This is a genomic window from Nocardia amamiensis NBRC 102102 (assembly GCF_001612745.1).
GTDB classification, from domain to species: domain Bacteria; phylum Actinomycetota; class Actinomycetes; order Mycobacteriales; family Mycobacteriaceae; genus Nocardia; species Nocardia amamiensis.
Window position 1 is genome coordinate 1 of the sequence record NZ_BDBA01000108.1, and the last position, 24,735, is coordinate 24,735.

At 69.4% G+C, this 24,735-nt stretch carries 12 protein-coding genes and 1 pseudogene; 5 read left to right on the plus strand and 8 right to left on the minus strand.

Annotation, left to right across the window (positions count from 1 at the left end; translation table 11 throughout):
• Position 1 precedes the first annotated feature (1 nt).
• Positions 2-1,114, plus strand: a complete 1,113-nt coding sequence (locus tag NA4_RS20185) for an alkane 1-monooxygenase (protein WP_157129163.1) — start codon at positions 2-4, stop codon at positions 1,112-1,114.
• Positions 1,115-1,266: 152 nt separating this feature from the next.
• Here NA4_RS20185 and NA4_RS20190 read toward each other — a convergent pair whose 3' ends face one another.
• Positions 1,267-1,851 carry an HdeD family acid-resistance protein gene (locus NA4_RS20190; protein ID WP_067471998.1) on the minus strand — a complete coding sequence of 195 codons (585 nt, stop codon included), beginning with the start codon at positions 1,849-1,851 and terminating at the stop codon, positions 1,267-1,269.
• 213 nt (positions 1,852-2,064) lie between these two features.
• Between NA4_RS20190 and NA4_RS20195 the strand changes: the two genes are divergently transcribed.
• Entirely contained in the window at positions 2,065-3,051 is a 987-nt protein-coding gene (locus NA4_RS20195; protein ID WP_067472001.1) for a glycosyltransferase family 9 protein, read from the plus strand.
• Positions 3,052-3,099: 48 nt separating this feature from the next.
• Here NA4_RS20195 and NA4_RS20200 read toward each other — a convergent pair whose 3' ends face one another.
• Positions 3,100-3,417 (minus strand): ArsR/SmtB family transcription factor, encoded by a 318-nt coding sequence (locus NA4_RS20200; protein ID WP_084497267.1) that lies wholly within the window; start codon positions 3,415-3,417, stop codon positions 3,100-3,102.
• Between the two features lie 183 nt (positions 3,418-3,600).
• Between NA4_RS20200 and NA4_RS20205 the strand changes: the two genes are divergently transcribed.
• Together NA4_RS20205 and NA4_RS20210 are read left to right on the plus strand one after the other, a co-directional pair.
• Entirely contained in the window at positions 3,601-4,308 is a 708-nt protein-coding gene (locus NA4_RS20205) for a M23 family metallopeptidase (protein ID WP_084497268.1), read from the plus strand.
• Positions 4,309-4,535: 227 nt separating this feature from the next.
• Positions 4,536-5,618, plus strand: coding sequence for a hypothetical protein (locus NA4_RS20210; protein WP_067472007.1), 1,083 nt, complete (start codon positions 4,536-4,538; stop codon positions 5,616-5,618).
• Here NA4_RS20210 and NA4_RS20215 read toward each other — a convergent pair.
• Positions 5,590-5,916 carry a hypothetical protein gene (locus NA4_RS20215; RefSeq protein WP_084497269.1) on the minus strand — a complete coding sequence of 109 codons (327 nt, stop codon included), beginning with the start codon at positions 5,914-5,916 and terminating at the stop codon, positions 5,590-5,592. The genes NA4_RS20210 and NA4_RS20215 overlap by 29 nt on opposite strands.
• Positions 5,917-6,154: 238 nt before the next feature.
• Between NA4_RS20215 and NA4_RS20220 the strand changes: the two genes are divergently transcribed.
• Positions 6,155-6,490 (plus strand): RNA polymerase-binding protein RbpA, encoded by a 336-nt coding sequence (locus tag NA4_RS20220; RefSeq protein WP_040779429.1) that lies wholly within the window; start codon positions 6,155-6,157, stop codon positions 6,488-6,490.
• Between the two features lie 75 nt (positions 6,491-6,565).
• Here the strand turns inward: NA4_RS20220 and NA4_RS20225 are convergent, their stop codons facing one another.
• From NA4_RS20225 to NA4_RS20245, 5 genes and pseudogenes are all read right to left on the minus strand, one after another.
• Positions 6,566-7,348 (minus strand): ABC transporter permease, encoded by a 783-nt coding sequence (locus NA4_RS20225; RefSeq protein ID WP_067472026.1) that lies wholly within the window; start codon positions 7,346-7,348, stop codon positions 6,566-6,568.
• A gap of 89 nt (positions 7,349-7,437) precedes the next feature.
• The gene (locus NA4_RS20230; protein WP_067472009.1) at positions 7,438-8,430 is read right to left on the minus strand and encodes an ATP-binding cassette domain-containing protein; all 993 of its coding nucleotides are present in this window, start codon (positions 8,428-8,430) and stop codon (positions 7,438-7,440) included.
• On the minus strand, positions 8,427-22,091 hold the full coding sequence (locus tag NA4_RS20235; protein ID WP_084497270.1) for a non-ribosomal peptide synthetase: 13,665 nt from the start codon (positions 22,089-22,091) through the stop codon (positions 8,427-8,429). The genes NA4_RS20230 and NA4_RS20235 overlap by 4 nt, the downstream gene beginning before the upstream one ends.
• Positions 22,092-22,444: 353 nt before the next feature.
• A complete protein-coding gene (lnt, locus tag NA4_RS20240) occupies positions 22,445-24,106 on the minus strand; it encodes an apolipoprotein N-acyltransferase (RefSeq protein ID WP_084497272.1) in 1,662 nt (553 codons plus the stop codon).
• Positions 24,107-24,487: 381 nt separating this feature from the next.
• Positions 24,488-24,735: pseudogene (locus NA4_RS20245) on the minus strand (amidohydrolase); the annotation flags it as partial.

The window sequence follows — 24,735 nt, forward strand, 5'->3', positions numbered from 1 at the left end:
GTTGCACACCGGTGCCGCGGTGTTCTGGTGGATCGAGCCGATCATCATTCTGATCGTGATCCCGGTGCTGGACTGGATGATCGGTGAGGACGGCACCAATCCGCGCGAGGAAGACTACGAGTCGCTCTCCAACGACCGGTACTACCGGTGGTGCACGTATCTGTTCCTGCCCGTCCAATTCATCGCTTTGATGATCGCGGCCTACCTGTGGGCCGGCGCGGAACTGACCGTCTTCGACAAGGTGGGTTTGGCGGTCACCATGGGCTTCATGTCGGGGATCGGCATCAACGCCGCGCACGAACTCGGCCACCGGGTCGAACGTCTCGAACGCTGGCTGGCGAAAATCGCACTCGCGCCATCCGCTTACGGCCACTTCTACGTCGAGCACAACCGGGGCCACCACACCCGGGTCGCCACACCCGAGGACCCGGCCAGCGCGCGGTTCGGCGAGTCACTGTGGGCATTCCTCCCCCGCACCGTCGTCGGCGGATTCCGCTCGGCACTGCAACTGGAACAACAGCGCCTGCGGCGCAAGGGATCGCGCTGGTGGAGCAGCCAGAACAACATCCTGCAGGCGTGGGCGATGACGCTGGTGCTCTTCGGCGTCCTGCTCGCCGTCTTCGGCTGGGCCATCCTGCCATACCTGCTGGTCCAGGCGGTGATCGGTGCCGCGCTGCTGGAGACGGTGAACTATGTCGAGCACTACGGGCTGCTGCGGCGGCGCCTGCCGAACGGCCGCTGGGCACGGTGCGCACCGGCCGACAGCTGGAACTCCGACCGCCTGCTCACCAACGTCGTCTTGTTCCACTTGCAGCGACACAGCGACCACCACGCCAACCCCGGGCGGCGCTACCAGACGCTGCGCAGTTCACAGGAGGCGCCGCAACTTCCCGCCGGGTATGCCACCATGATCGTCCTCGCCGCCGTGCCACCGCTGTGGCGTCGTGTCATGGACCCTCGGGTCCTGGCCCACTACGACGGCGACGTCACCCGCGCCAACATCGCGCCCCGCAAACGCAATCGGATCCTCGCCGCGCACAGCACGCCCAATGCGGCCCGGCCTCGAGATCCGGACGGCGACCTCCGCTCGGACCCGTCCGCCAGTCGCTGGTGAAGCCGGCCCGGGGGCCGGCTATCCGACGGAGATACTGCCGCCCTGGGCAGGTAACCCCGGTTTCGAGTTCCAGCGGGACCTGACCGCGCTGGTCGACAGGCATGCCTGTGCGGGCCCGGGTGACCCACAGCTCCCGGCCCGCGAGATCGGTGTCAGGCGGCCGCGGTGCGCAGGGCTTTGGCGTCCTTGCGGATCCCGAACGCCACGATGATCTCCATGACGCCGAGCACGATCAGCCACACCCCCGCCAGGATGGCCAGCGTGGCCACCGATCGCACCGGCCAGATGATCAGCACGACACCGGCGGCAGCCGTCACGATGCCGAAGAACACCTGCCACCAGCGTCCTGGCAGCGCGGGCTCGGAGATCCCGGCCATCAGCAACGCGATCCCGCGAAACAGCCAGCCGATACCGATCCACAACCCGAGCAAGAAGATCGATGCCAGCTCGTCGCGGAAACAGAAGACGCCGATCACGATGCACAACAGGCCGACGATGAAGGACAGCACCCGCACACCGGCACTCGCCGGCGCGCCGAACGCCGCCAGCAGCTGCAGAAAGCCGGTGACCACCAGGTACACGCCGAAGATGATGCCTGCGGCCAGCAGCGTGATGTCCGGCCAGACCAGGATCAGGACACCGAGGATCACCGCGAGGATGCCAGCGACCAAGACGGTTTGCCACGCACGGCGGGCAACAGACTGCAGAGGACCCTCTAGCACGCTGTTTGTCGTCATGCCGTGATGCTATAGCGCACGCCATTCGGTTTACTGAACATTTGCCACAAGATTCGGCGGTCGGCGAGACGGGATAACGAAGCGGCCACGCTCGCAGTGCACGTTTTATCGCCCGGGCGGTCGGGTAGTCATCACTGAGTGACTCTTCGTGTACGCCCCTGGGGTGGAGCGGGTGGGTCGGGGTTCGGTGAGGCTCGGGGCTAGGAGACGAGGGTGGCGGTTCTGCTCGTGCTGCGGGCATGTGGGCTGGGTGACCTACTCACCGCGGTCCCGGCTTTACGTGCGCTGCGCCGGGCCAAGCCGCACGACCGGATCGTCCTCGCCGCACCGCAGCGGCTCAAGCCGATCGTCGACCTCATCACCTCGGTCGATGTCCTGGTGCCGACCGCCGAACCGGGCAGCCTGCGCTGGGACGCGCCGCCACCCGAGCTGGCGATCAACCTGCACGGCCCGAGCGCCGAAAGTATCGTCACGCTGGCCAAAACGCAGCCCGGACGCATCCTCACCTATCGCAACGCCGCGTTCCCCGAGCTGTCCGGCCCCGACTGGCAGACCGACATGCACGACGTCGACCGCTGGTGCCATCTGCTCGAATACGACGGCATCGGGGCGGATCGCCGCAACCTCGGACTGGTTCCACCGGTCGCGACGACCAGTCACCGCGACTGCGTGGTCGTGCACGTCGGCGCGGGCGCCCCGGCCCGCCGCTGGCCGCCCGACCGGTTCGCCGCGGTCGTCCGGCACCTGCTTGTGCTCGGCCGGGACGTGGTGATCACCGGCGACGAGTACGAACGCGAACTCGCATCGAGCATTGCCGCGCGGGCGGGGCTGCCCGTCGGCCGGGTGCTCGCCGGGGAACAGAACCTCATCGAACTGTCCGCCACCATCGCCGAGGCCGCGCTCGTGATCTGCGGCGACACCGGCGTCGCGCACCTTGCCACCGCGTTCGGCACCCGCACGGTCCTGCTCTTCGGCCCCACGCCGCCCCGGTGGGGCGGCCCTCCGGCGCACCTGCTGGGCAGGCACGCCGTGCTGTGGGCAGGCCAAGTCGGTGACCCGGACGCCGACACCCCCGACCCGGGCTTGCTGCGCATCGGCGTCACCGAGGTGATCAACGCCGTCGACAACCAGCTGAGCAAACGCACCTCGCCCGGCGTGGGCGCCGACCGCCGAGGGGCTGCCTACCGCCGCGTAGGATGACCGCACCGGACCGGCGTCTGGAGCCGCTGACAAAGCTCGCGGCGGCGGTCAGGCGGTCTCCGTCGCCGCGGTGTGCAGTGCCGCCGAGTATGCGGCGATCGCGCTCGGCCAGAACTGCTCGAGGTAGTCGCGCGCATCGGCGAGGCCCCGCGGGTCCAGGGAATACAGTCGGCGATTGCCTTCCGGCCGCACCATGACCAGCCGGGCCTCACGCAGCACGCGCAGATGCTGCGATACCGCCGAGCTGCTGACGCCGACCTCCTGCGCGAGTTCACCGACCGAACGCGCCTGCGGCAACGCCTCGAAAATCGCGCGACGGGTCGGGTCCGCCAACGCGGTAAGCGCGCGAACTCCATTAGTCGCCACTCACATAGTGTGATCGCCTAGCGTTTTGCTGGTCAACTCCCGACATTGCGGCATTTCCCCAGGTCGATCCGCAAATGGTGGCGCGCTGTTATCTCTCCGTAATCAATGAACTGGGCGTTTATCCGGCCGTGACAGTTGCCACAGGATTGCCAGTGGCGGGTTCGGCTCGCTTACGTTCGTCTCATGCCCGTGACCTTCCCGTTATCAATCCGTCGCGGCGTGACCCGGTTCCGCCGCAACCGCGCCGCCACCCGCATGGCCGCCGTCTCCGCGATCGTCACCGCTTCGGTCTGCGTCCTCGCCGCAGCGCAACAGGACCAGGACACCGACGCTTCCGCCCGCCTGGTCGCAGGAAAGATCGCCTCGGGCGAGATCGCTCCGGCCCAGGGCCAGCCTCGCTTGGCTTCCTTCACCCTGAACGAAGCACCCGCGCCGCAGTCCGTTCCGGCCCCTGCGCCGTGGGACGCGAACCACGCCGCGCAGGAATTCGTTCGCCCGAAGACGGTCCGGCCCGTCGCCGGGGTGCTCACCTCCTCCTTCGGCACGCGCTGGGGCGCGATGCACGCGGGCTTGGACTTCGGCGACCCGCTCGGCGCACCGATCTCCTCGGTCACCGACGGCGTCGTGATCGAGGCCGGTCCCGCCTCCGGCTTCGGCCTCTGGGTGCGGGTGCAACAGGACGACGGAACCGTGGGCGTCTACGGCCACGTCAACGAGATCCTCGCTTCGGTCGGCCAGCCGGTCCGCGCCGGGGACACCATCGCGACCGTCGGCAACCGCGGCCAATCCACCGGCCCGCACCTGCACTACGAGGTTCACCTGCCCAACGGCGTAAAGATCGATCCGGCCCCCTGGCTGGCCGCGCGCGGCATCGACGTCACGCAGCGCTGACCGGACCCCTTCGCGAGACATGAGGGGCTCGCGAACCGATTCGGCGACCCCAGCCATCGCCCGCCGGGCCGCGAACGCAACGCCGCGTTCGCGGCCCGGCGGCGTCTTCGCTCGGCACAGGGCACCTCTGGCGTAGCTGAAACCGCAACCCTCGATACCGGAGTACGAGACACGAATAGCGCTCTGGCGGGACGCCCGCAGGGATCGACGATTCCTACGTTCGATCCATGGCCCCGATACATTTCGCCACCGCGGCAGCGCCGAAGCCGACGACCGAGTCACTCCGCAGCCGCACGCCGGACCCGCCGCGCGCCGCCGTATCCCGACTGCACCGGCCGCTCTTGGTCAACGCGGCCGTCATGGCAGCGCTCGCGGTGGTCTCCCTCGGCGGCATGCTCGCCGACGACCGCATCCTGCTCGGCGAGTCGGTATGGCTCAAGCCGTTCAAGTTCGGCGTCGCTTTTGCCCTCTACAGCCTCACGCTGGCGTGGCTGCTGTCGTTGCCGCACAAGGGAAGCCGTGCCACCTGGTGGCTGGGAACAGCGTTCGCGGTGACCGGCCTTCTCGATGTCGGTTTCATCGCCGTGCAGGCCGCCCGAGGCACATTCAGTCACTTCAACAACGCCGACCCCGACCCGGTGAACCGGATCGGGCAGACCATCTTCATGTCCGGCGTGCCGGGGTTGTTCTTCGCGAATCTGCTGATCGTGCTGATCTTGTCCTGGCAGCGCGTCGCGGACCGTCCGACGGCACGCGCCATCCACGCCGGGCTCGGCCTCGCCGTGGCCGGTATGGCACTGGGGTACGTCATGGGATACACCGGCAAGCAGCTCGTACGCGACGCCGATGGCCGGGTGGTCGAACTGATAGCCGGGCATACGGTGCTGGACGACCCCGCCCGCGCCGAGCATGCCCGGGACGGCCTCGCGGGCATGCCGATCACGCACTGGAGCACCGTCGGCGGCGATCTGCGCATACCGCACTTCGTCGGCCTGCACGGCATCCAGGTGCTGTTGGCCGTCTCGTTCACGCTGGCCTGGCTGGCTTCGCGCTACCGCTGGCTGCGCTCCGAACGCGCCCGCGCGGCCGTCGTCGGTGTGCTGGCGGCGGGTTACTCCGGCCTGCTCGCCCTCGTCTTCTGGCAGGCGATGCGCGCTCAGCCACTGGTCCACCCGGACGGCGTCACAGCGGCCGCGGCCGCCGGACTCGCGGCGACGGTCGTGGCTGCGCTCGGCGCGGTATATCGGCGTCACCGCGCCGGGCCACCGGCCGCGGAATCGGTCAGCGCAGGCGTTCCGCGTTGCGGGTGAGCTCGACGACGGTCTTGCCGAGCGCCGCCAGCTCCTCGGCCGTCGCCCCCTCGGCGATAGCCGTGGCGACGTCCTCGGCGGCGCAGCGGGCGGCGAACCAGCGGTCGGCCAGGTCTGCGGCCTCCTGGGCGCTGAGCACCACCGAATCGTCGGGAATCCCGGTTCCCTTCACGCTGTTGCGATGTTCGTAGGCGCGTTGGCGACAGGACTGACGGCAGTACCGGCGGCGACGTCCGGCTTCCGACTCAACGATTTCCCGTCCGCACCACAAACAGGACAGCAAGCGGCTGCGCGACATGAAGCAGAACACTAATAGCTCGCGACAGGCGATCCGCTCAGCGACCCCCGGAACCGGCCCGCGCCGGGCATGGCGGGCTCAGCACGCCGGTGGCACTACAATGGAACGGTTCACCGCGGCCGCGTCGGGAACTATCGGCGCAGGCCCGATCGTTGCACAGTAGGTCCAGCGAGCGTCCCCGCTCGTGCGGACAAGGTCGCAGCGCACGAAGACTCGAGCACACAGGGAGAGGCACACCATGGCAGATCGCGTACTCCGAGGCAGTCGGCTCGGAGCGGTGAGCTACGAGACCGATCGCGACCACGACCTGGCTCCGCGTCGGATCGCCCGGTACCGGACCGACAACGGCGAGGAATTCGACGTACCGTTCGCCGACGACGCCGAGATCCCGCCGACCTGGCTGTGCCGCAACGGTCAGGAAGGCGTGCTGATCGAGGGCACCAGCCAGGAGACCAAGAAGGTCAAGCCGCCGCGCACCCATTGGGACATGCTGCTGGAACGGCGCAGCAAGGAGGAGTTGGAGGAATTGCTCAAGGAGCGCCTCGAACTGCTCAAGACACGCCGCCGCGCCTGAGAAGTCCATCGAGACGACACGGCCGCCGCATCGTTCGATGCGGCGGCCGTTCGCTGTCGGGTCGCGGTGTCGCGGTCAGCGGCTCGCCACCTTGCGGTAGCGCAGCAGCGCCAGCGGCACGGCCACCACGAGGATCGCCACCGAGCACGCCACCGCGTACTCGACGCAGTGATCGGCCGCCCAACCGGTGGGTGGGACGAAGGTGGGCGGAGCCCCGTTGTCGAACAACTTGCGCCCCGCCGCCGACACCGCGGTGATCGGATTCCATTCCGCGATCGTCCGCAGCGGACCGGGGAGGGTCTCGGCGGAGATGAACGCCGAAGAGATGAACGTCAACGGGAAAAGCCAGATCAGCCCGGCGCTCTGAGCCACCTCGACGGTCGGCGACAGCAGGCCGGTCAGCGCGCCGACCCAGGACATCGCGAACGCGAACAACAAGATCACCGCGAACGCCAGCACGGCCTCGGCGACACCGCCGTGGATGCGCCAACCGACGACGTATCCGCATCCGACCATCACGGCGAGGCTGAGGATGTTGACCACGAGGTCCGAGAGCGTACGGCCCATGAGCACGGCCAGCCGCGACATCGGCAGCGCCCGCATCCGGTCGATGATGCCCTTCTGCAGGTCCCCGGCCAGACCGACGGTGGTGAACGCGGCGTTGAACGCAACCGTCTGGGTGAAGATGCCGGCGAGCAGGAATTCCCGGTACTGGCCGCCGCCGAGCGAGGCGCCGAAGATGTAGGCGAACAGGAACACGAACATCAGCGGCTGGATCGTGGCGGTCACCAGCAGCGTCGGCACGCGCAGGATGGTCAGCAGGTTACGGTGCGCGACGATCGCGCTGTCCCGGAACAACCGCAGCCGTGGACCCGAATCCCGGTGCCGCCCTGCCTTTTCCGTCTCCGGCTCCGCCTTGGGGGATGCCTCCCCGACCACTGCGGTACTCACGACATGATCTCCTCTTGTACGTCGTCGGTTTCCGGATCCGCGACGAGCGAGCCGACCGGTTTGCCGGTGATGGAAAGGAAGACGTCGTCCAGGCTCGGCCGGTGCACGTTCGCGTCGACCACGCAGACGCCCGCGTCGTCGAGTCGGCGCAGCGCTTCCACCATGGTGCGCGAGCCGTCGCCGACCACCACCGACACCTCGTCGGTTCCGGCTTCGTGACCGGGTTCGCCGACGCCGATCTGCGCCAGCACCGCGAGGGCGGGCTCGGCCTCCTGGCCCGCGGCCAGCGTCACGGTGAGCCGGTCGCCGCCGATGGAGGTCTTCAGCTCGTCCGCCGAGCCGCGTGCGATCACCCGCCCGTGGTCGATGACGGTGATGCGGTCGGCCAGCAGATCGGCCTCTTCCAGATATTGCGTCGTGAGCAGCACCGTGGTGCCGTCGTCGACCAGATCGCCGATGACGCTCCACACGTCCAGCCTGCCGCGCGGGTCCAGACCGGTGGTCGGCTCGTCCAGCACTACTACGGCGGGCCGGGCGACCAGCGCGCCGGCGAGGTCGAGGCGACGGGCCATGCCTCCGGAGTAGGTGCCCGCCCTGCGGTGTGCGGCGTAGTCGAGCCCGAGCGCGCTGAGCAACTCTTCCGCCCGAGCGGACGCCTGCCGCGGCGACATCCCGTACAGCCGCGCGACCATGCGCAAGTTCTCGTAGCCGGAGAGGTTGGCGTCGACGGCGGCGTACTGGCCGGACAAACCGATCCGTTTGCGTGCCGCGGCGGGATCGTGCAGCACGTCGATACCCGCCACCCGCACCGATCCGGCGCACGGCTTCAGCAGGGTGGTGACGATCCGCACGGTCGTCGTCTTGCCCGCGCCGTTCGGTCCGAGCAGGCCCATCACCGTGCCGGCCGGGATCTGCAGGTCGACCTCGTCCAGTACCCGGACCCGGCCATAGTTCTTCACCAGGCCGGTGACTTCCACCGCGAAACTCACGACGTCACCTCGCCTGCGCTCGGCTTCGTCGCGTCCAGCCAGGTCCGCAACACCGGTCCGATCACCGACAGCGCCTCCGGCGTGGTCATCGCAGAGTGCTCGCAGCGCAACTCGTGATCGTGGATGGCCCCGGTGACGTACGGCTGCCATGCACCGGCCCGCCGGTCCGGGTGGGACCGGTTGATCTCGTCGTCGCCCGCGGTGAAGAACACCACGTCGCCGTCGAAGACGCCGGGCTCGAAGCCGCTCGCCTGCACCGCACCGTCGTGGTAGCCGGTGTAGAGCCGCTCCAGATGCTCGACGGTCAGCGCCGCGAACGGTCCGGACCGGGCACGCAGTAGTTCGGCCGCGTCGCGCAGGCTCATCTCCGGATCGATCTCGGCGCCGAGCTCATCGCTCCCGAGCTCGCCGACGATCTCGGCGACACTCGGGGTCGCGTGCTCGAGCAACTCCTCCGACAGCAGGTAGCTGTCCATCATCGACAGCAACGCGACCTCGTCACCGGCCTCCTGCAACTGCACCGCCATCTCGTGCGCGATCAGGCCGCCCAGCGACCAGCCGAGCAGGTGGTAGGGCCCCTCGGGCTGGATCGTCTTGATCGCGTCCACGTAGTGGCTCGCGGCCTCGGCGATCGACCCGTAGCCTTCCTCCCCCGCGACGTGCGGAGCCTGCAACCCGTACACCGGGCGGTCCGGCGTCAGATGCGCGAGCAGCCCGGAGTAGCACCAGGCCAACCCGATCGCCGGGTGGACGCAGAACAGTGGCGCCTGGTCCGGCGCCGTGCGCGGCCGGATCGGCAGCACCGGCTCCAGCACCGAGGCGACCGCCGCACCCGAGGTCGCGCCTGCGCGGTCGATACGTGCGGCGATGGCTGCGGGGGTCGCATCACCGAACATCAGCTGCACCGGCAGGTCGATGCCCCTTTCCCGAAGGTGGGCAACCACTTTCGTGGCCAGCAGCGAGTTGCCCCCGAGTTCGAAGAACCCGTCGTCCGCGCCGACCGACCCCGTGCCGAGCGCCTCGGCGAAGGCCGCGCACAGCGCCGTCTCCGTCGGGGTGGACGGTGCACGGTAGCCCTTGGTCGCGGTGAAGACCGGCTCGGGAAGCTTGGCGCGATCCAGTTTGCCCACCGGGCTCAGCGGAACCTCGTCGAGCAGCATGATCGACTGCGGGACCATGTAGTTCGGCACCTGCCCGGCCACATGCTCGGTCAGCTCGGACGCGGTGAGCGTGACGCCGTCCCGCGGCTTCACATACGACACCAGTGCCGTCGCGCCCGCCGGGGTGCGGTGCCCGATGGTGGTGGAGAATGCCACCGCGCCGTGGCGCGCGAGCGCGGCGTCGATCTCGCCGAGCTCGATACGGAAGCCGCGGATCTTCACCTGGTGATCGGTGCGGCCGACGTACTCGATCTCCTGCGCCGAATCCGCGGCAGGCCCGTTGTTCCTCGATCCGGTCCACCACCGCACCAGGTCACCGGTCCGGTACATCCGTTCCCCCGGCTTCCCGAACGGATTGGCGACGAACCGCTGCGCGGTCAGGCCAGGCCGGTTCAGGTAGCCGCGCGCCAGCGCGTCTCCCGCGAGGTGCAATTCACCGGTGACGCCGACCGGAGCGGGATGCAGGCGCGCGTCGAGGATGGTCGCGTTGACGCCGCGGATCGGCCCGCCGATGGTGATCGGCCCGCCGGGCTCCATCGGCTGCGAGATCACCGTGACGATGGTGGTCTCGGTCGGCCCGTACACGTTGTACAGGTTGCGGCCGGGCGCCCACCTGGACACCAGGTCCGGCGGCAACGCTTCGCCGCCGACCAGCACGTGCTGGAACTCGGTGACCCCGGTGGGATCGACCGTGCCGAGCGCCGAGGTGGTGATGAATGCGTGCGTGATCCGCTCCTGGATGAGCACCCGCCGCAGGTCGTCGCCGCCGACCACGCCCGGGGGCGTGATCACCAGGGTCGCGGCGCCGCCGAGGGCCAGCAGCAGATCGAGCATCGCGGCGTCGAAGCTCGGTGTGGCGAAGTGCAGCACGCGGCACCCCGGCTCGACATCGAACCGCTGCGCGGTCTCGGCGGCGAAGTTGGACAACCCGCCGTGCGTGACCACGACGCCCTTCGGTGTGCCGGTCGAACCCGAGGTGTAGACCACGTACGCCGGGTTGTCGATCCGCAGCGGCGCGGGGCGGTCGGCGTCGGTGATCGGCGCGTCGGGCGCATCGAGCACGAGCCCGCGGAACTGCGGGTCGTCCAGCACGATCCACTCCGCGCCCTCCGGCAGCTCGTCGCGATAGCCCGACAGCGTGATGCCGAGCGCCGCACCGGAATCCGACAGCATGTGCGCGATGCGCCGGCGCGGGTACAGCGGGTCGACCGGCACGAACGCCGCCCCGGCCTTGGCCACCGCGAGCACCGTCGCCACCGACTCGATCGACCGCGGAATACCCAGCGCCACCAGCGTTTCCGGGCCTACGCCGCGACGGATGAGGACTCGCGCCAGCCGGTTGGTCCAGCGGTCCAGCGCACCGTAGGTCACCTCGGTGCCGTCGGAGACCAGCGCGACCGCGGCGCGGTCGACGTCGGCCGCCTGCTCGAACACCTCGGGGAAGGTGACCGGCCGGTCCGGCTTCGCACCGCGCACCGGAGCCAGTCCCGACCATTCGGCGGGATCGAGCAGTTCCAGATCGCCGACGGCGGTGGTCGGGTTGGCGGCGATGGCCGCGAGCAGCCGGGTCAGTCGTTTGCCGAGGCGCTGTGCGGTGGACACGTCGAACAGATCCGTCGCGTAGTTCACCGCGACGGTGATACCGGCCGGATCGCGGTGCTCGGTCTGCGTTTCGGTCAGCGTGAATTGGAGGTCGAACTTGGCGACTCCGGTGTCCAAGTCGGCCGCCTCGATCCGCAGCCGCGGCAGGTCGACCCCGCCGACCGGCTCGTTGCGGACCGACAGCATCACCTGGAACATCGGGTGGTGCGCTTGGGATCTGGCCGGGTTGAGCACCTCCACGAGACGCTCGAACGGCAGCTCGCCGTGGGCGAACGCGTCCAGGTCGGTCTCGCGCACGGTGTGCAGCAGATCGGTGAACCGGGCGCTCGGATCGATCCGCGTGCGCAACACGAGCGTGTTGACGAACATGCCGACCATCCGGTCCAGCGCGGGGTGACCGCGGCCCGCGATCGGCGAGCCGATCGCGATGTCGTCGGTGGCGGTCATCCGGTGCAGCAGGACCGCGAGCGCGGCGTGCAGCACCATGAACAGGCTGACATTGTTACTGCCTGCGATCGCCTGCAATTCGCGGTGGGTGACCGGGTCCACCGTGCACTCCACGATGCCACCCCGATAGGACGGCGTGGGCGGGCGCGGGCGGTCGGCCGGCACGGTCAGCAACTCGGGGATGCCGTCCAGCGTGCGCCGCCAGTAGTCGAGCTGCCTGCTGACCAGCGAGTCCGGGTCGTCCTCGGTGCCGAGCAGGTCCTGCTGCCACAAGGTGTAATCGGCGTAGTGGACATCGGGCTCGGCCCAGTCCGGCGCGACGCCCGCGCAGGCCGCGCGGTAGGCGACGGCGACGTCGGCGGCCATCGGCTCGAGCGACCAGCCGTCCATCGCGATGTGGTGCACGACCAGCACCAGGACGTGCTCTTCGGATACGGCGGCGACGCCGGTCGACACCGAGAGCAGCGCCGCCCGGATCGGGACCGTGGTGGCGAGGTCGAATCCCGGTGCGGCGAAACGGCGTACGGCGGCCTCTATCTGGTCGGGCGGCACCGTCGCGCGGTCCAGCGAGATCGCCGCCTCGTCCGGGTCGAGGACCACCTGGACGGGTGAACCGCCGACCTCCGGGAACACCGTCCGCAACGTTTCGTGCCTGGCCTGCACCGCGTGCAGCGCGGAGGCGAGCGCGTCGACGTTCAGCCGGCCGGTCATGCGCAGCACGAGCGGGATGTTGTACGCGCCCGCCGACCGATCCGCGCCCGAGGCGCCGACGGCGTTGAATCGGTTGAGGAACCACAGCCGCCGCTGTGCGGCCGATAGCGGGATCCGCTCCGGACGGCTCCGGCGCACCAGCGGCGGACGTCCCTCCGCGGAGTGCGCGCCCGCGTCCAGCAGTTCGGCGAGAGCCGCGACCGTCGGCGTCGCGAACACCGTGCGCACGGCGAGCCGCACGTTCGTCGCGGCGGCTAGCCGGGCCACGAGTTGCGTTGCCAGCAGCGAGTTTCCGCCGATGTCGAAGAAGCTGTCCTCGGCGCCCACGCTCGGCACACCGACCAGCTCGCCCATGACCTGCGCGACCAGACGCTCGGTGTCGGTCCGCGGCTCGCGGCTCGCGGTATCGGCGACGAGCCGCGGTTCCGGCAGCGCCTTGGTGTCCAGCTTGCCGACCGGCGTCAGCGGGATGGTGTCCAGCACGGTGATGCTCGCGGGCACCATGTGCGCGGGCAGACGCCGCGCGAGAGCGGCACGCACCGCCCCGACGTCGACGCCGGCTTTCCGGTCGGTGGGCTGGATGTACGCCACGATCCGGTCGGCACCGGCGATGCGGCGTACTTCGGTGTGCGCGAACCGGACCGCCGGGTGGTCGAAGAGTGCGACGGTGATCTCGCCGAGTTCGATACGGAACCCGCGCATCTTCACCTGGTGATCGCTGCGGCCCAGGTAGACCAGCTCGCCGGCCGCGTTCCAGCGCACGACGTCACCGGTTCGGTACATCCTGGCGCCGGCGGGGCCGTACGGGTCGGCCACGAAACGCGCGGCGGTGAGCCCGAATCGGTCGAAGTATCCGCGTGCCACGCCCAGGCCGCCGAGGTACAGCTCGCCCGGCACACCGACCGGCACCGGACGCAACCGCTCGTCGAGCACCAACGCCGTGGCGCCTCGCACCAGGGTGCCGATGGTGATCGGCTCGCCGATCCGCATCGGGCTGGTCCCGCTCACGACAATCGTGGTCTCGGTGGGCCCGTACACGTTGTACAAGTCGCGGTCGGGCGCCCACCTGGTCACCAGCTCCGGCGGCAACGCCTCGCCACCGATCATCAGTGCACGCAGATGCGGCAGCGACCAGCGCCCGTGATCGATGGTGGCCAGGGCGGCGGTGGTCATGAAGGTGTGGGTGACCCGCTCGCGTTCCAGCAGTGCGGCCAGCTCGTCGCCGCCGTAGATGTCCGGCGGGCAGATCACCATGGCTGCACCAGCGCCCACCGCCAGCACCAGGTCGAACACCGCCGCGTCGAAGCTCGGTGTGGAGAAGTGCAGCGTGTGCGAGTGCTCATCGACGCCGGTGCGGTCGCGGACCTCGTCGGCGAAGTTGGACAGGCCGGCGTGGGTGACCGCGACTCCCTTGGGGACTCCGGTCGATCCGGAGGTGTAGATCACGTAGGCGAGGTCGGACACATGGGTGGCGCGCACGCGCTCCGTGTCACCGATCGGCGCTCCCTCGTATCCACCCAATTCGTCGACGAATTCGGCGTCGTCCAGCAGCAGCCACTCGGTGTCCAGGACCGCAGGGGAGCTGCCGCGCAGACGTTCGGCGTGCTCGTCGGCCGTGATGCCGATCGAGCACCCCGAGTCGCTGAGCATGTGCCGAACGCGATCGGCCGGATACTTCGGGTCGACCGGTACGAACGCGGCGCCGGACTTGGCCACGGCGAGCATCGCGACAACCGAGTCGATCGATCGGGTGAGGCCGAGCGCGACGCGGTCTTCGGTCCCGAGGCCGCGCGCGATCAGTGCGCGCGCCAAACGGTTCGAGCGCTGCTCTACCTCGGCGTATGTCAGCGACGTTGCACCCGAGCGCAGGGCCGGGTGGTCCGGATACCTGCGCGCGGCGGCGGTGAAGAAGTCGCCCAGCGTGCACGGCGGGGCAACCGGCCCGCCCTTCGCCGGGGCGAGCGTGCGGCGCTCGTGTTCGGTGCGCGCGTCGACGTCGCGCACCGGCACGTGCGGGTCGGCGGTGACGGCGCTGAGCACCCGCAGGAACCGGTCGGCCAGCGTCTCGATCGTCGCCTCGTCGAAAAGCTCAGCGGCATAGACGAATTCGAAGCTGCCCGAATCACCGAGGTGGGCTACGGTGTCGAAGCCGATGTTCGCCACGCGCAGCTCCAGGTCGAATTTCGCCAGCGCGATGTCCAGGGGCTCCGCGCGCAGCGCGAGGCCGGGCAGCTCCAGCGTCGGCACGGGACCGTCCTGCACGCTCAGCGCCACCTGGAACAAGGGGTGCCTGCCCGACGAGCGGGACTCACGGCCGAGTTCCTCGACGATGCGCTCGAACGGGATGTCGGCGTGCGCCATCGCGGCCAGCTCGGTGTCGCGGTCGGCGCGCAGCAAGTCGGCGAAGCCACGGTCGGGGTCCACGTCCGAGCGCAGCACCAGCGTGTTCACGAACATGCCGACCAGCTCGTCGAGCTTGGTGTCGGTCCGGCCAGCCACCGGGGTGCCGATCACGATGTCGCGGCCGCCGGTGACGCAACGCAGCAGCACCGCGAAGGCCGAACGCAGCACCATGAACTTGCTCACGCCCTGATCGCGGGCGATCTCGGAAAGCCTGCGCTGCACCGGCTCCGGCACCGTGAATCGCACGGTGCCGGCCCGCTGGGTCGGCTCCATGGGCCGTGGCCGGTCGTAGGGCAGCGGCAGTTGGCCGGGAATGTCCGCCAGCGCGGTGCGCCAGTACTCCAATTGGGTGCTCGCCACACTGGCCGGGTCGTCCTCCGCGCCGAGGCAGGCGCGCTGCCAAAGCCCGAAGTCGGCGTACTGCACCGGAAGCGGAGCCCAGGACGGCGAATCGCCTTCGTGCCGTGCCGCATACGCAGCCGCCAGATCCTTGGTCAGCGGACCGAGCGACCAACCGTCGGCGGCGATGTGGTGCAGCACGATGCCGAGCAGATAGCGCTCGGGCGAGGTGCGCAGCAGCGACAGCCGCACCGGCGTCTGCCTGGTGAGGTCGAAACCGGTGTGCGCCAAGGCTTCCAGCGCGGCCCTTGCTCCCGAATCGTCGATGTCGGTCGCCACCACGTCCGGCACCGCCCGCTCGACCGGCAGCACCACCTGCTGCGCGCCTTCGGCGTCCTCCGGGAAGACGGTTCGCAGCACTTCGTGCCGCCGCACCAGGTCGGCGATCGCGGTCCGCAAGGCAGGCACATCCAGCTCACCGGCGATGCGGATCACGAAAGCGATGTTGTACGCGCTCGATTCGGGCGCATATCTGTTGAGGAACCACAACCGCTGCTGCGGCAGCGACAATGGGATACGTCCCGGACGCGGCGTCTGCACCGCCAGCGCCGGCCGCCGCGTCCGGGGCGCCGCGGCCAGCTGCTCGGCGACCCCGGCGACGGTGGGCATCTCGAAGATCGACCGCACCGGCAGCTCCACGGCGAACTTCGCGTGGATCGCGGCGGCCAGCCTGGTGGCCAGCAGCGAGTTGCCGCCGAGATCGAAGAAGCTGTCCTCGGCGCCGGTGACCGGGCGGCCGAGGATATCACCGAACACGCCCGCGACCTGCAACTCCAGCTCGGTGCTCGGCGCACGGGAGGTGCCGGAAGCCACGAACACCGGCTCCGGCAACGCCTTCCGGTCCAGCTTGCCCGCCGGGGTGACCGGAACCTTGTCCAGCACGGCGATCGACGCGGGCACCATGTAGCCGGGCAACAGCTGGCGCGCGGTGTCCAGAACCGCCCTCGGCTCGACCGGCCGGTCGGCCGTCACGTAGGAGGCGAGCCGCACCTGGCCGTGCTCGTCGGTGTGCACCACGGTCAGCGCGAAGCGGACGCCGGGATGCAGTCGCAGCGCGTGGTCGACCTCGCGCAGTTCGATGCGGAAACCACGGATCTTGATCTGGTCGTCGGCGCGTCCGAGGAAGCGCAGCTGCCCCGACCGCTCCAGGACCACCAGATCACCGGTCCGGTACATCCGCTCGCCGCGCCTGCCGTGCGGGTTGGCCACGAACCGTTGCGCGGTCAGACCGAAGCGGCCGAGGTAGCCGCGGGCCACGCCGGGGCCGGACACGTACAGTTCGCCCGGCGTGCCCGGCGGCACCGGGTGCAGACGGTTGTCCAGCACGAACAGCCGCATGCCGCGCACCGGCATGCCGAGCGGCACCGGGCGGCCCGGCACCATCGGCCCGGACGCGGTCGCGGCGACGGTGGCCTCGGACGGGCCGTACATGTTGTGCATGCGACGCCCGGCGGTCCAGGTCTCGACCAGTTCCTCGGAGCAGGCGTCACCGCCGACGATGACCACCTGGAGGTCGCCGAGTCCCTCGTCCGGCACGGTGGCCAGCGCAGCGGGCGTCACGAACGCGTGCGTCACCCGCTCCTCGCGCAGCAGCCCGGCCAGTTCGGCGCCGCCATACATGCCAGGGGGCGCGATCACCATGGTGGCGCCCGCGGCGAAGCCGAGCAGCATCTCCAGCACCGACGCATCGAAGCTGGGCGAGGAGAAGTGCAGCGTGCGCGCCGAATCCGAGAGGCCGAACAGGTAGGTCTGCTCGGCGGCGAGCGAGGCGATACCCCCGTGCGTGACGACGACCGCTTTGGGTGTGCCGGTGGAACCGGAGGTGTAGATGAGGTAGGCCGGTTGGCTCACCCGCATCGGGTGGTGCCGTTCGGCGTCGGTGATCGGATCCGCCGGATAGCAGGCGAGTTCGGCCGCCAGCTCGTCGGAGCCGAGCACCAGCCAGTCGACCTGGGACCTACGGTGCCTGCCCTGCGCCTGCGACCCGGCGGGCATGGCGGCCAGGCTCGCGGCGTCGGTCAGGCCGACCATGACACCGGAGTCACCGATCATGTGCGCGATCCGTTCACCGGGGTAGCTCGGGTCGATCGGCACATAGGCCGCACCGGTCTTGGCGACGGCCCACACCGCGGTGATCGCGTCCAGGCCGCGGGGCAGTGCGATCGCGACGACCATCTCGGGACCGGCACCGTGTTCGATGAGTGCGCGTGCCAGGGTGTTCGACCGCTCGTCGAGTTCCCGGTAGGTGGTGTCGGCGCCCAGGTAGCGCACCGCCACCGCGTCCGGCAGCCGCATGGCGGTGCCGGTGAGCAACGTGGCCAGGGTGATCGGCGACTCGGCCGGCGCGCCCCCGAGGGGCACCAGGTTCTCGGTTTCCTTGCGGTCCAGGATCGGCACGTCGCCCACCGGAAGCTCGGGCGCGGCCACACCCCCGCTCAGCACCGCGACGAACCGGCGGGCGAACGACCGCACCGTGTTCTGATCGAAAACGTCGGTGGCATAGCCGAATTCGGCTGAAAGCGGCCCGTCGCCGGTGTCGTCGTGCACGACAAGTTGCAGGTCGAACTTCGCGACGTCCGTGGCGATCGGCAGCACCTTCGCGCGCACACCGGGCAGGGCGATGCGCAGATCCGGCGCGTGATCGTAGGACAGCATCACCTGGAACAGCGGATGACGGGACGGCGAGCGCTCCGGGTTGACCACCTCGACCAGCCGCTCGAACGGCACGTCGGCGTTGGCGAAGGCGTTGAGGTCGGTCTCGCGCACCGCGTCGAGCATCCGGTCGAAGCCCGCGGCCGGGTCGACCTCGGTGCGCAGCACCAGCGTGTTGACGAACATGCCGACCAGATCGTCCAGCGCCGGGTCCGAACGGCCCGCGATGGGCGTGCCGATCGCGATGTCCCCGCTCGCGCACAGCCTCGACAGCAACGTGGCCAGGGCCGCGTGCAGCACCATGAACATGCTCACGCCGCGACTGGCCGCCAATTCCACTGCGGCGCGGCGGATCTCGGCCGGAATGGTGAACTCGACCCGGCCGCCGACGGTGGATCTCCGCAGCGGGCGCGGCCGGTCCAGCGGTAGGTCGAGCTGGTCGGGCAACCCGGCCAGCGCCGAGCGCCAATGCGTCAGCTGACGACTGAGCGCACTGGCCGGATCGGACTCCTCGCCGAGCAGTTCACGCTGCCAGAGCGCAAAGTCGGCGTACTGCACCGGCAGATCCGTCCACTGCGGCGCGACGCCGTTGGCACGCGCGGACACCGCGGTCATCAAGTCCCGGGCCAGTGGCGCGATGGACCAGCCGTCGCCGCAGATGTGATGCAGCACCACGAGGAACACGTGCTGCTGCGCTCCGGTGCGGTACAGCGCGACCCGGATCGGCGCCTGGCTGCGCAGATCGAAACCGTAACCGGCGTATTCGGTGGCCAGCGCGGCCACATCGGCACCGATGGCCTCGATCGGGTCGAGCATCAGCGGAATCGCGTCGGCCGGATGAATCAGCTGGTAGGGCCCCTCTGGTGACTCCGGAAAGGTGGTGCGCAGGCTCTCGTGCCGCTCGATGACATCGACCAGACCCGCGCGCAGCGCCGCCACGTCCAGCGGACCGTCGATCTCGACGGCCAGCGGCATGTTGTACGCGGCGGCGTGCTCGGAGAACCGGTTGAGAATCCACAAACGCTGCTGTGCCTGGGACAGCGGGATGCGGTCCGGCCGCTCGGCGGGCGTCAACCGCGGCGACGACGCGTCGGAGGTCTCCATGGCGAAACGCTGGGTGAGCGCCGCGATGGTCGCGGCCTCGAACAGATCGCGAATGGTCAGCGCGGTGCCGAGCGCAGCGTTGATCCTCGCCACCGCACGCGCGGCGATGAGCGAGTTGCCGCCCATCTCGAAAAAGCTGTCCTCGACGCCGATCTCGGTCTCCAAGACCTCCGCGAAGATGCCGGCCAGCACCCGCTCCACCTCGGTGCGCGGCTCGGCCACCGGCCGGATCGGACGGGTGCCGAGTGCAGGCGCAGGCAACGCTTTGCGATCGATCTTGCCGTTGGCGTTCAGCGGCAGCTCGTCGAGCTGCATCAGCGCCGAAGGCACCATGTACCCCGGCAGCGTGCGCCGCAAGCCGGTCAGCAGCGCGGCGGTGTCCAAGCGGACATCGCTGTCCGCGTTCTTGGCCGCGACGACGTAGGCGACCAGCTCGTCGCCGGTACGCCCGCTATGTGCCACGCAGACCGCCCGGGCCACTCCCGGGTCGTCCAGCAGCGCCGCCTCGATCTCCCCGAGTTCGATGCGCAAACCGCGAATCTTGACCTGGAAGTCGCTGCGCCCCAGGTATTCCAGCACGCCGGGCTCGTCGCCGGCGCGGCCGACCTGCCAGCGCGCCAGGTCGCCGGTGCGATACATCCGCGCGCCGGGCGTGAACGGGCTGGCCACGAACCGGTCCGCGGTCAGCCGCGGTTGCCGCAGGTAGCCGCGGGCCAATTGAACACCGGCGAGGTACAGTTCGCCGACCGCGCCGGGCGGGACCGGTTGCAGCCGCGAATCCAATACGTAGGTCTGGGTGTTCCACACCGGCGAGCCGATCGGCACGCCGCTCGCGTCGGGTGCGCAAGGCCAGTAGGTGACATCCACGGCGGCTTCGGTGGGACCGTACAGGTTGTGCAGCTCGCAGGTGGGTAGTGCCGCGTAGAACTCCCGGACGGCGGCGGCGGGTAAGGCCTCGCCGCTGCAGAACACCCGGCGCAGGCCGGTGCAGCCGCTCAGGTCGGCCTCGGTGACGAACACCGACAGCATCGACGGCACGAAATGCGCTGTGGTGATGCCCTTTTCCGCGATAACGCGGGCGAGGTAGGCCGGGTCACGGTGACCGTCGGGTGCGGCGACGACCAGGCGTGCGCCGATCTGCAAGGGCCAGAAGAACTCCCACACCGAGACATCGAAGGTCGCGGGTGTCTTCTGTAGGACGGCGTCGGTGCGGTCGAGCGGGTACTCGTGCTGCATCCAGCGCAGGCGGTTGACGATCGCGGCATGCGTGACGCCGACGCCCTTGGGTTTTCCGGTCGAGCCGGAGGTGAAGATCACGTACGCGAGGTGGTCGGGGCGCAGCTCACCGCGGCGGTCGGCGTCGGTGATCGGTGCGTCGTCGAAACCGGATACCCGCACGGTGTCGATGTCCACCCTCGGTGCGACCTTCGGCAGGCCGAGATCGTCGCGCGCCGCGGTGAGCACGCACAGTGGTTCCGCGTGCCGAAGGATCTGCCCGATCCGCTCGGCGGGATGCTCCGGGTCCAGCGGCAGGTAGGCCGCGCCCGCCTTGACGATCGCGTACATGCCGATGACCAGATCGGCGCTGCGGCGCAGGCACAACGCGACCGTGGTGTCCGGACCGGCGCCGCGGGCGATGAGCAGCCGGGCCAGGCGGTTGGCGCGCGCGTCCAGTTCGGCGTAGGTCAGCGCCTCGTCGCCGAACTCGAGCGCGATCGTGTCCGGGTCGGCCGCGGCACGCTCGGCGAACAGGCTCGCGAGGGTGCCGTCCTGCCGGGCCGTCTCGGTGGCGTTCCACCCCCGCAGGACCTGTTCCCGCTCGATGTCGGTGATCGCGACGAGCGACCCGGCGGGCGTCTGCGGATCCGCCGCCAGGAACCGGCCGAGAAAGTCCAGATAGCGCGCGTGATGCACGCCGACCTCGGCGTCACTGTAGAGCCGGGGATTGGCTTCGAAGTCGACACGGAGGCGATCGCCTGCTCCGTTATAGACGTTGACCGACAGATCCTCGACCGGCCCGGTGGCCAGCACGTAGATCGAGCCGACCAGGTCGCCGAAGCGCAGCTCGTTGTGAAACAGCATGAGGTTGACCATCGGTCCGAAGAATCCGCGCGCGTCGCGGGAGTAGCCGCTGTCGCGCCGGATGTCCTCGTGGCGGTAGCGCTGATGGCGCAGGGCGCCGGTGATCTGCAGTTCGGCGGCTTTCACCAGGTCGGCGACCGTGATGGAATCGTCCATCCGCAACCGGATCGGCACGACGTTGGACACCACGCCCGCCGAGCGGCGCAGCGACACGGTGGTGCGTGCCGAGACGGGCAGGCTCAAGACCACATCGCGGTTTCCGGTCACCGATCGCACATAGGCGGCCAGCGCCGCGACGAACATCGCTGAGTCGGTCGTGTCGTTCGAGGCGGTGGCCGCTTCGAGCGCGGCGTGACGCTCGTCGTCGAGCACGGCGGTGGCGAGTCTGCGGCCCGCGTCGTGCGCGGTGCCCGTGAGCCGGGCGCCACCCAGGGTCACCGGCTCGCCGGCCCCGGACAGCTGCTCGAGCCAGTACTCGCGATCGTTGTGGAATCGGCTGGAACTGTGGTAGCGCGCCTCGTCGGCGTAGATCTCGGCCAGCGCGTTCGCACGCGAGGCAATCGGCTCGGTCTGGTTCTCCAATGCCGTGTAGATCTCCGCCGTACGGGTGAGCGCGTTCATCGCGCCGTAGCCGTCGATGGCGATGTGGTGGGCGTAGGAATACCAGATGTAGTCGGACTCCCCGATCCGCAGCACCGCGTTGGAGGTCAGCGGGTCGCGCTCCAGATCGATCGGCGCATTCGTGTGCTCATGCATCCAGCGCAGCGCGGCCGCGTGCGGATCGGGCTCCGAGCGCAGGTCGATGCGGGCCCAGCCGGGCCGGTGTACCGGATCGACGAGCTGGTACGGAGTGCCGTCGATCTCTGCCAGGCGAACCTGGCCGACCTGGGTCTCGGCGCCGAACCGCTCGATCGAGTACAGCAGCCGCCCCTCGTCCAGATCACCGTGGATCTCGACATACTGCGAGATCGTCAGCGGTACGTCGGGGCGGATGCGCTGTGCATACCAGAGAGCCGTCTGTGCGGGTGACAGAGCAAACGGTTGTGCCGAAAATTCGCCGGATGAACATTGGTCGACGCGATCCGTGGCCAATGAACTCATCAATCACTCCGTTCTGCCGCTATTGACGCAACTCCCCGAGCACCATCACAGCAAGCGCACGCGCGCCAGCCGGGACGTGATCCACGCCCTATGATTCGGAGCATCACATCAGCCGGATTGCCAGCGTTTTGGATTTGTTTCACATCCAACGCCCTTGGCAGAAGGCCACTTTGGTTGGTTACATTTCCGCAAACATTGCAACTCGACGAGGTTGAGCCAAAAGGAAACACCACCTGACCAGACCGTCCAATGCTACTCCGACGCTCAGTGGAGTTATCGAGCTAACGCCGCGCAACGCAACACTGCCCCATTACTCCGAGCGAAGTTGGGGGCAAGAACATACCGAGTGTTCGTTATTTCTGGTTTGGTTGGACTACCGGTCGAGCGGTCACATCGGCGTTGTCGGTCGAGTCGTCCTCGCGGGTGGATCGCCGCCGGAAGATCGCGGCAAGTACGGCGGCAGCGGTCAGGATAGCGAAAATTCGCTCCGGGGCCGGGCCAATTCGCGTGGCCAGCGTGTTGTCGTCGCGCAGCGGAAGCTCCGCGACCAAGGCGGCGGGCACGAACAGCGCCGTTTCCTGCCGCACGCTGCCATCGGCGGCGATGATCGCGCTCACACCCGAGGTTGCCGCGACGACCAGCGCCCTCCCGTGTTCGACGGCACGGATACGGGACATGGCCAGCTGCTGATAGGTCATCTCGCTGTCGCCGAAGGTAGCGTTGTTGGTGGGCACGGTGAGCAGCTCGGCGCCCGCGCGCAGCGCGTCTTCGAACGCCCTGTCGAAGGCCACCTCGTAGCAGGTGGCGACGCCGATGTCGATGCCTGCGGCCTGTACTACGCCGTCGCCGTGACCGGGCACGAAATATCCTGCCCGATCGGCGTATTCGGAGAACAGCCGGAAGAAGCCGCGCATCGGCAGGTACTCGCCGAAGGGCTGGATGATCTTCTTGTCGTGCCGCTCCCCCGGGCCCGCCGCACCGTTCCACACCATCACCGAGTTGGTGGTCGTCCGATCCGAATTGACCAGCACCGCGCCGACCAGGATCGGTGCGCCGATCCGCTCGGAGGCCGCGGTGATCAAGGCGGCGGCGTCGCCGTTGCGCAGCGGATCGATGTCCGAGGAGTTCTCCGGCCAGATCACCACATCCGGTCGCGGCGCGCGGCCCGCCGCGACGTCCGCGGCCAGTTCCTCGGTACGCCGCACGTGGTTGTCCAGCACGGCGCGCCGTTGTTCGTTGAAATCCAGCCCGAGGCGCGGCACGCTCCCTTGGATCGCGGCGACGGTGACCGTTCGGTCGCCCGAGTCCGGGTCCGGCAGGGCGGAGCGGAGCAGTAGTCCGGCGACAGGCATGACGGCCAGGGTGAGCACCGCCGCGACATACCCGAGCCGGGCCGCCGGGGCCGCGGCGATTCCGGGCTCGGCGTCGGAGATCGATGCGTCGGCCCTTCTGGATGCACGACGCGACCACAGCAAAGACACCAGTGCCGCGGCGCCGGTGCCGGTGAGGGCCACCGCGAACCCGACCAGCGGTGCGCCGCCGACCGCGGCCAGCGACAGGAACCAGCCGTCGGCTTGGCCGAATGCCAAGCGGCCCCAGGGAAATCCGCCGAAGGGAAAGCTGGAGCGACCCAACTCGGCGGTGGTCCAGGCCAGCGCCACCCACAGGGGCCAGCCGGGCAGCGTGCCGACGAGCCGGGCGAGCAGACCGAAGACGCCCACGTGGACCGCGCACGCGGTGGACAGCGCAAGCCACGGCACCGGCCCGACGTAGATGCCGGTCCATGGCAGCAACGGAAGGAAGAACGCCAAGCCGGCCAGGAATCCGTAACCGAAGCCCGCGCGCAGGCGCCCAGCACTTCGGACCACCAGCGTGAGCACGGCCATGCCCACCGGCGCGAGAAACCACCACGGCCGCGGCGGAAAGCTGCCGAACAGCAGCAGTCCGGCGAGGATCGCCGCCGCCGAGCGCGCCGGCACCGGATGCCTGCGCACCGCGGCCGACAACGACCGCATCCATTCCGCTACCCGCTCGCGCACCATCACCCCGCTACCGTCCGCCATTCGGCCTCCGTACGCCACTCGGCAGACGTACGCCACCCGGCAGACGTACGCCACCCGGCAGACGTACGCCACCCGGCCTCACGCATGCCGAATCGGCCAGCGTTCGGCCGAACTCCGGTAGAACACCAAAGATGGATGTCTGCGCTCTGATGGCGCCCGCCACGGTCCGCGGTCCCACCGACCTCCGCTGCGTAGTGGCCGTCAGCATGTCGCCGAACGTCTGTGGACCGGTGAACAGGAGTCGCAGCAACCTCAACAGCCACTCCACCAACCTGTGCCACTTCGACCACCCGGCGACCGGCGAATTCCGGCGTCGGCCGGCCGCCGAGCCGGTTATGCCGCATAGATCGTCACTCCCCGGTGAACGGTGCGCAGGCACGCCGGCAGCGGTGAATCAGGTTCCAGCGCAGGCAATCCCGGGACACGCGACCGCGGGTCGGTGGACCAGCGCTGGACCGAGTCGGCGGCAGCGGCGACGACGAGTTCTTCGGCGTCCCAGATCGCGTAGGACGCGGGAGCACCCGGTACCAGCGTGCCCGCCACGCCGTCGCGGACCCCTCCCGCGCGCCAGGCGCCGCGCG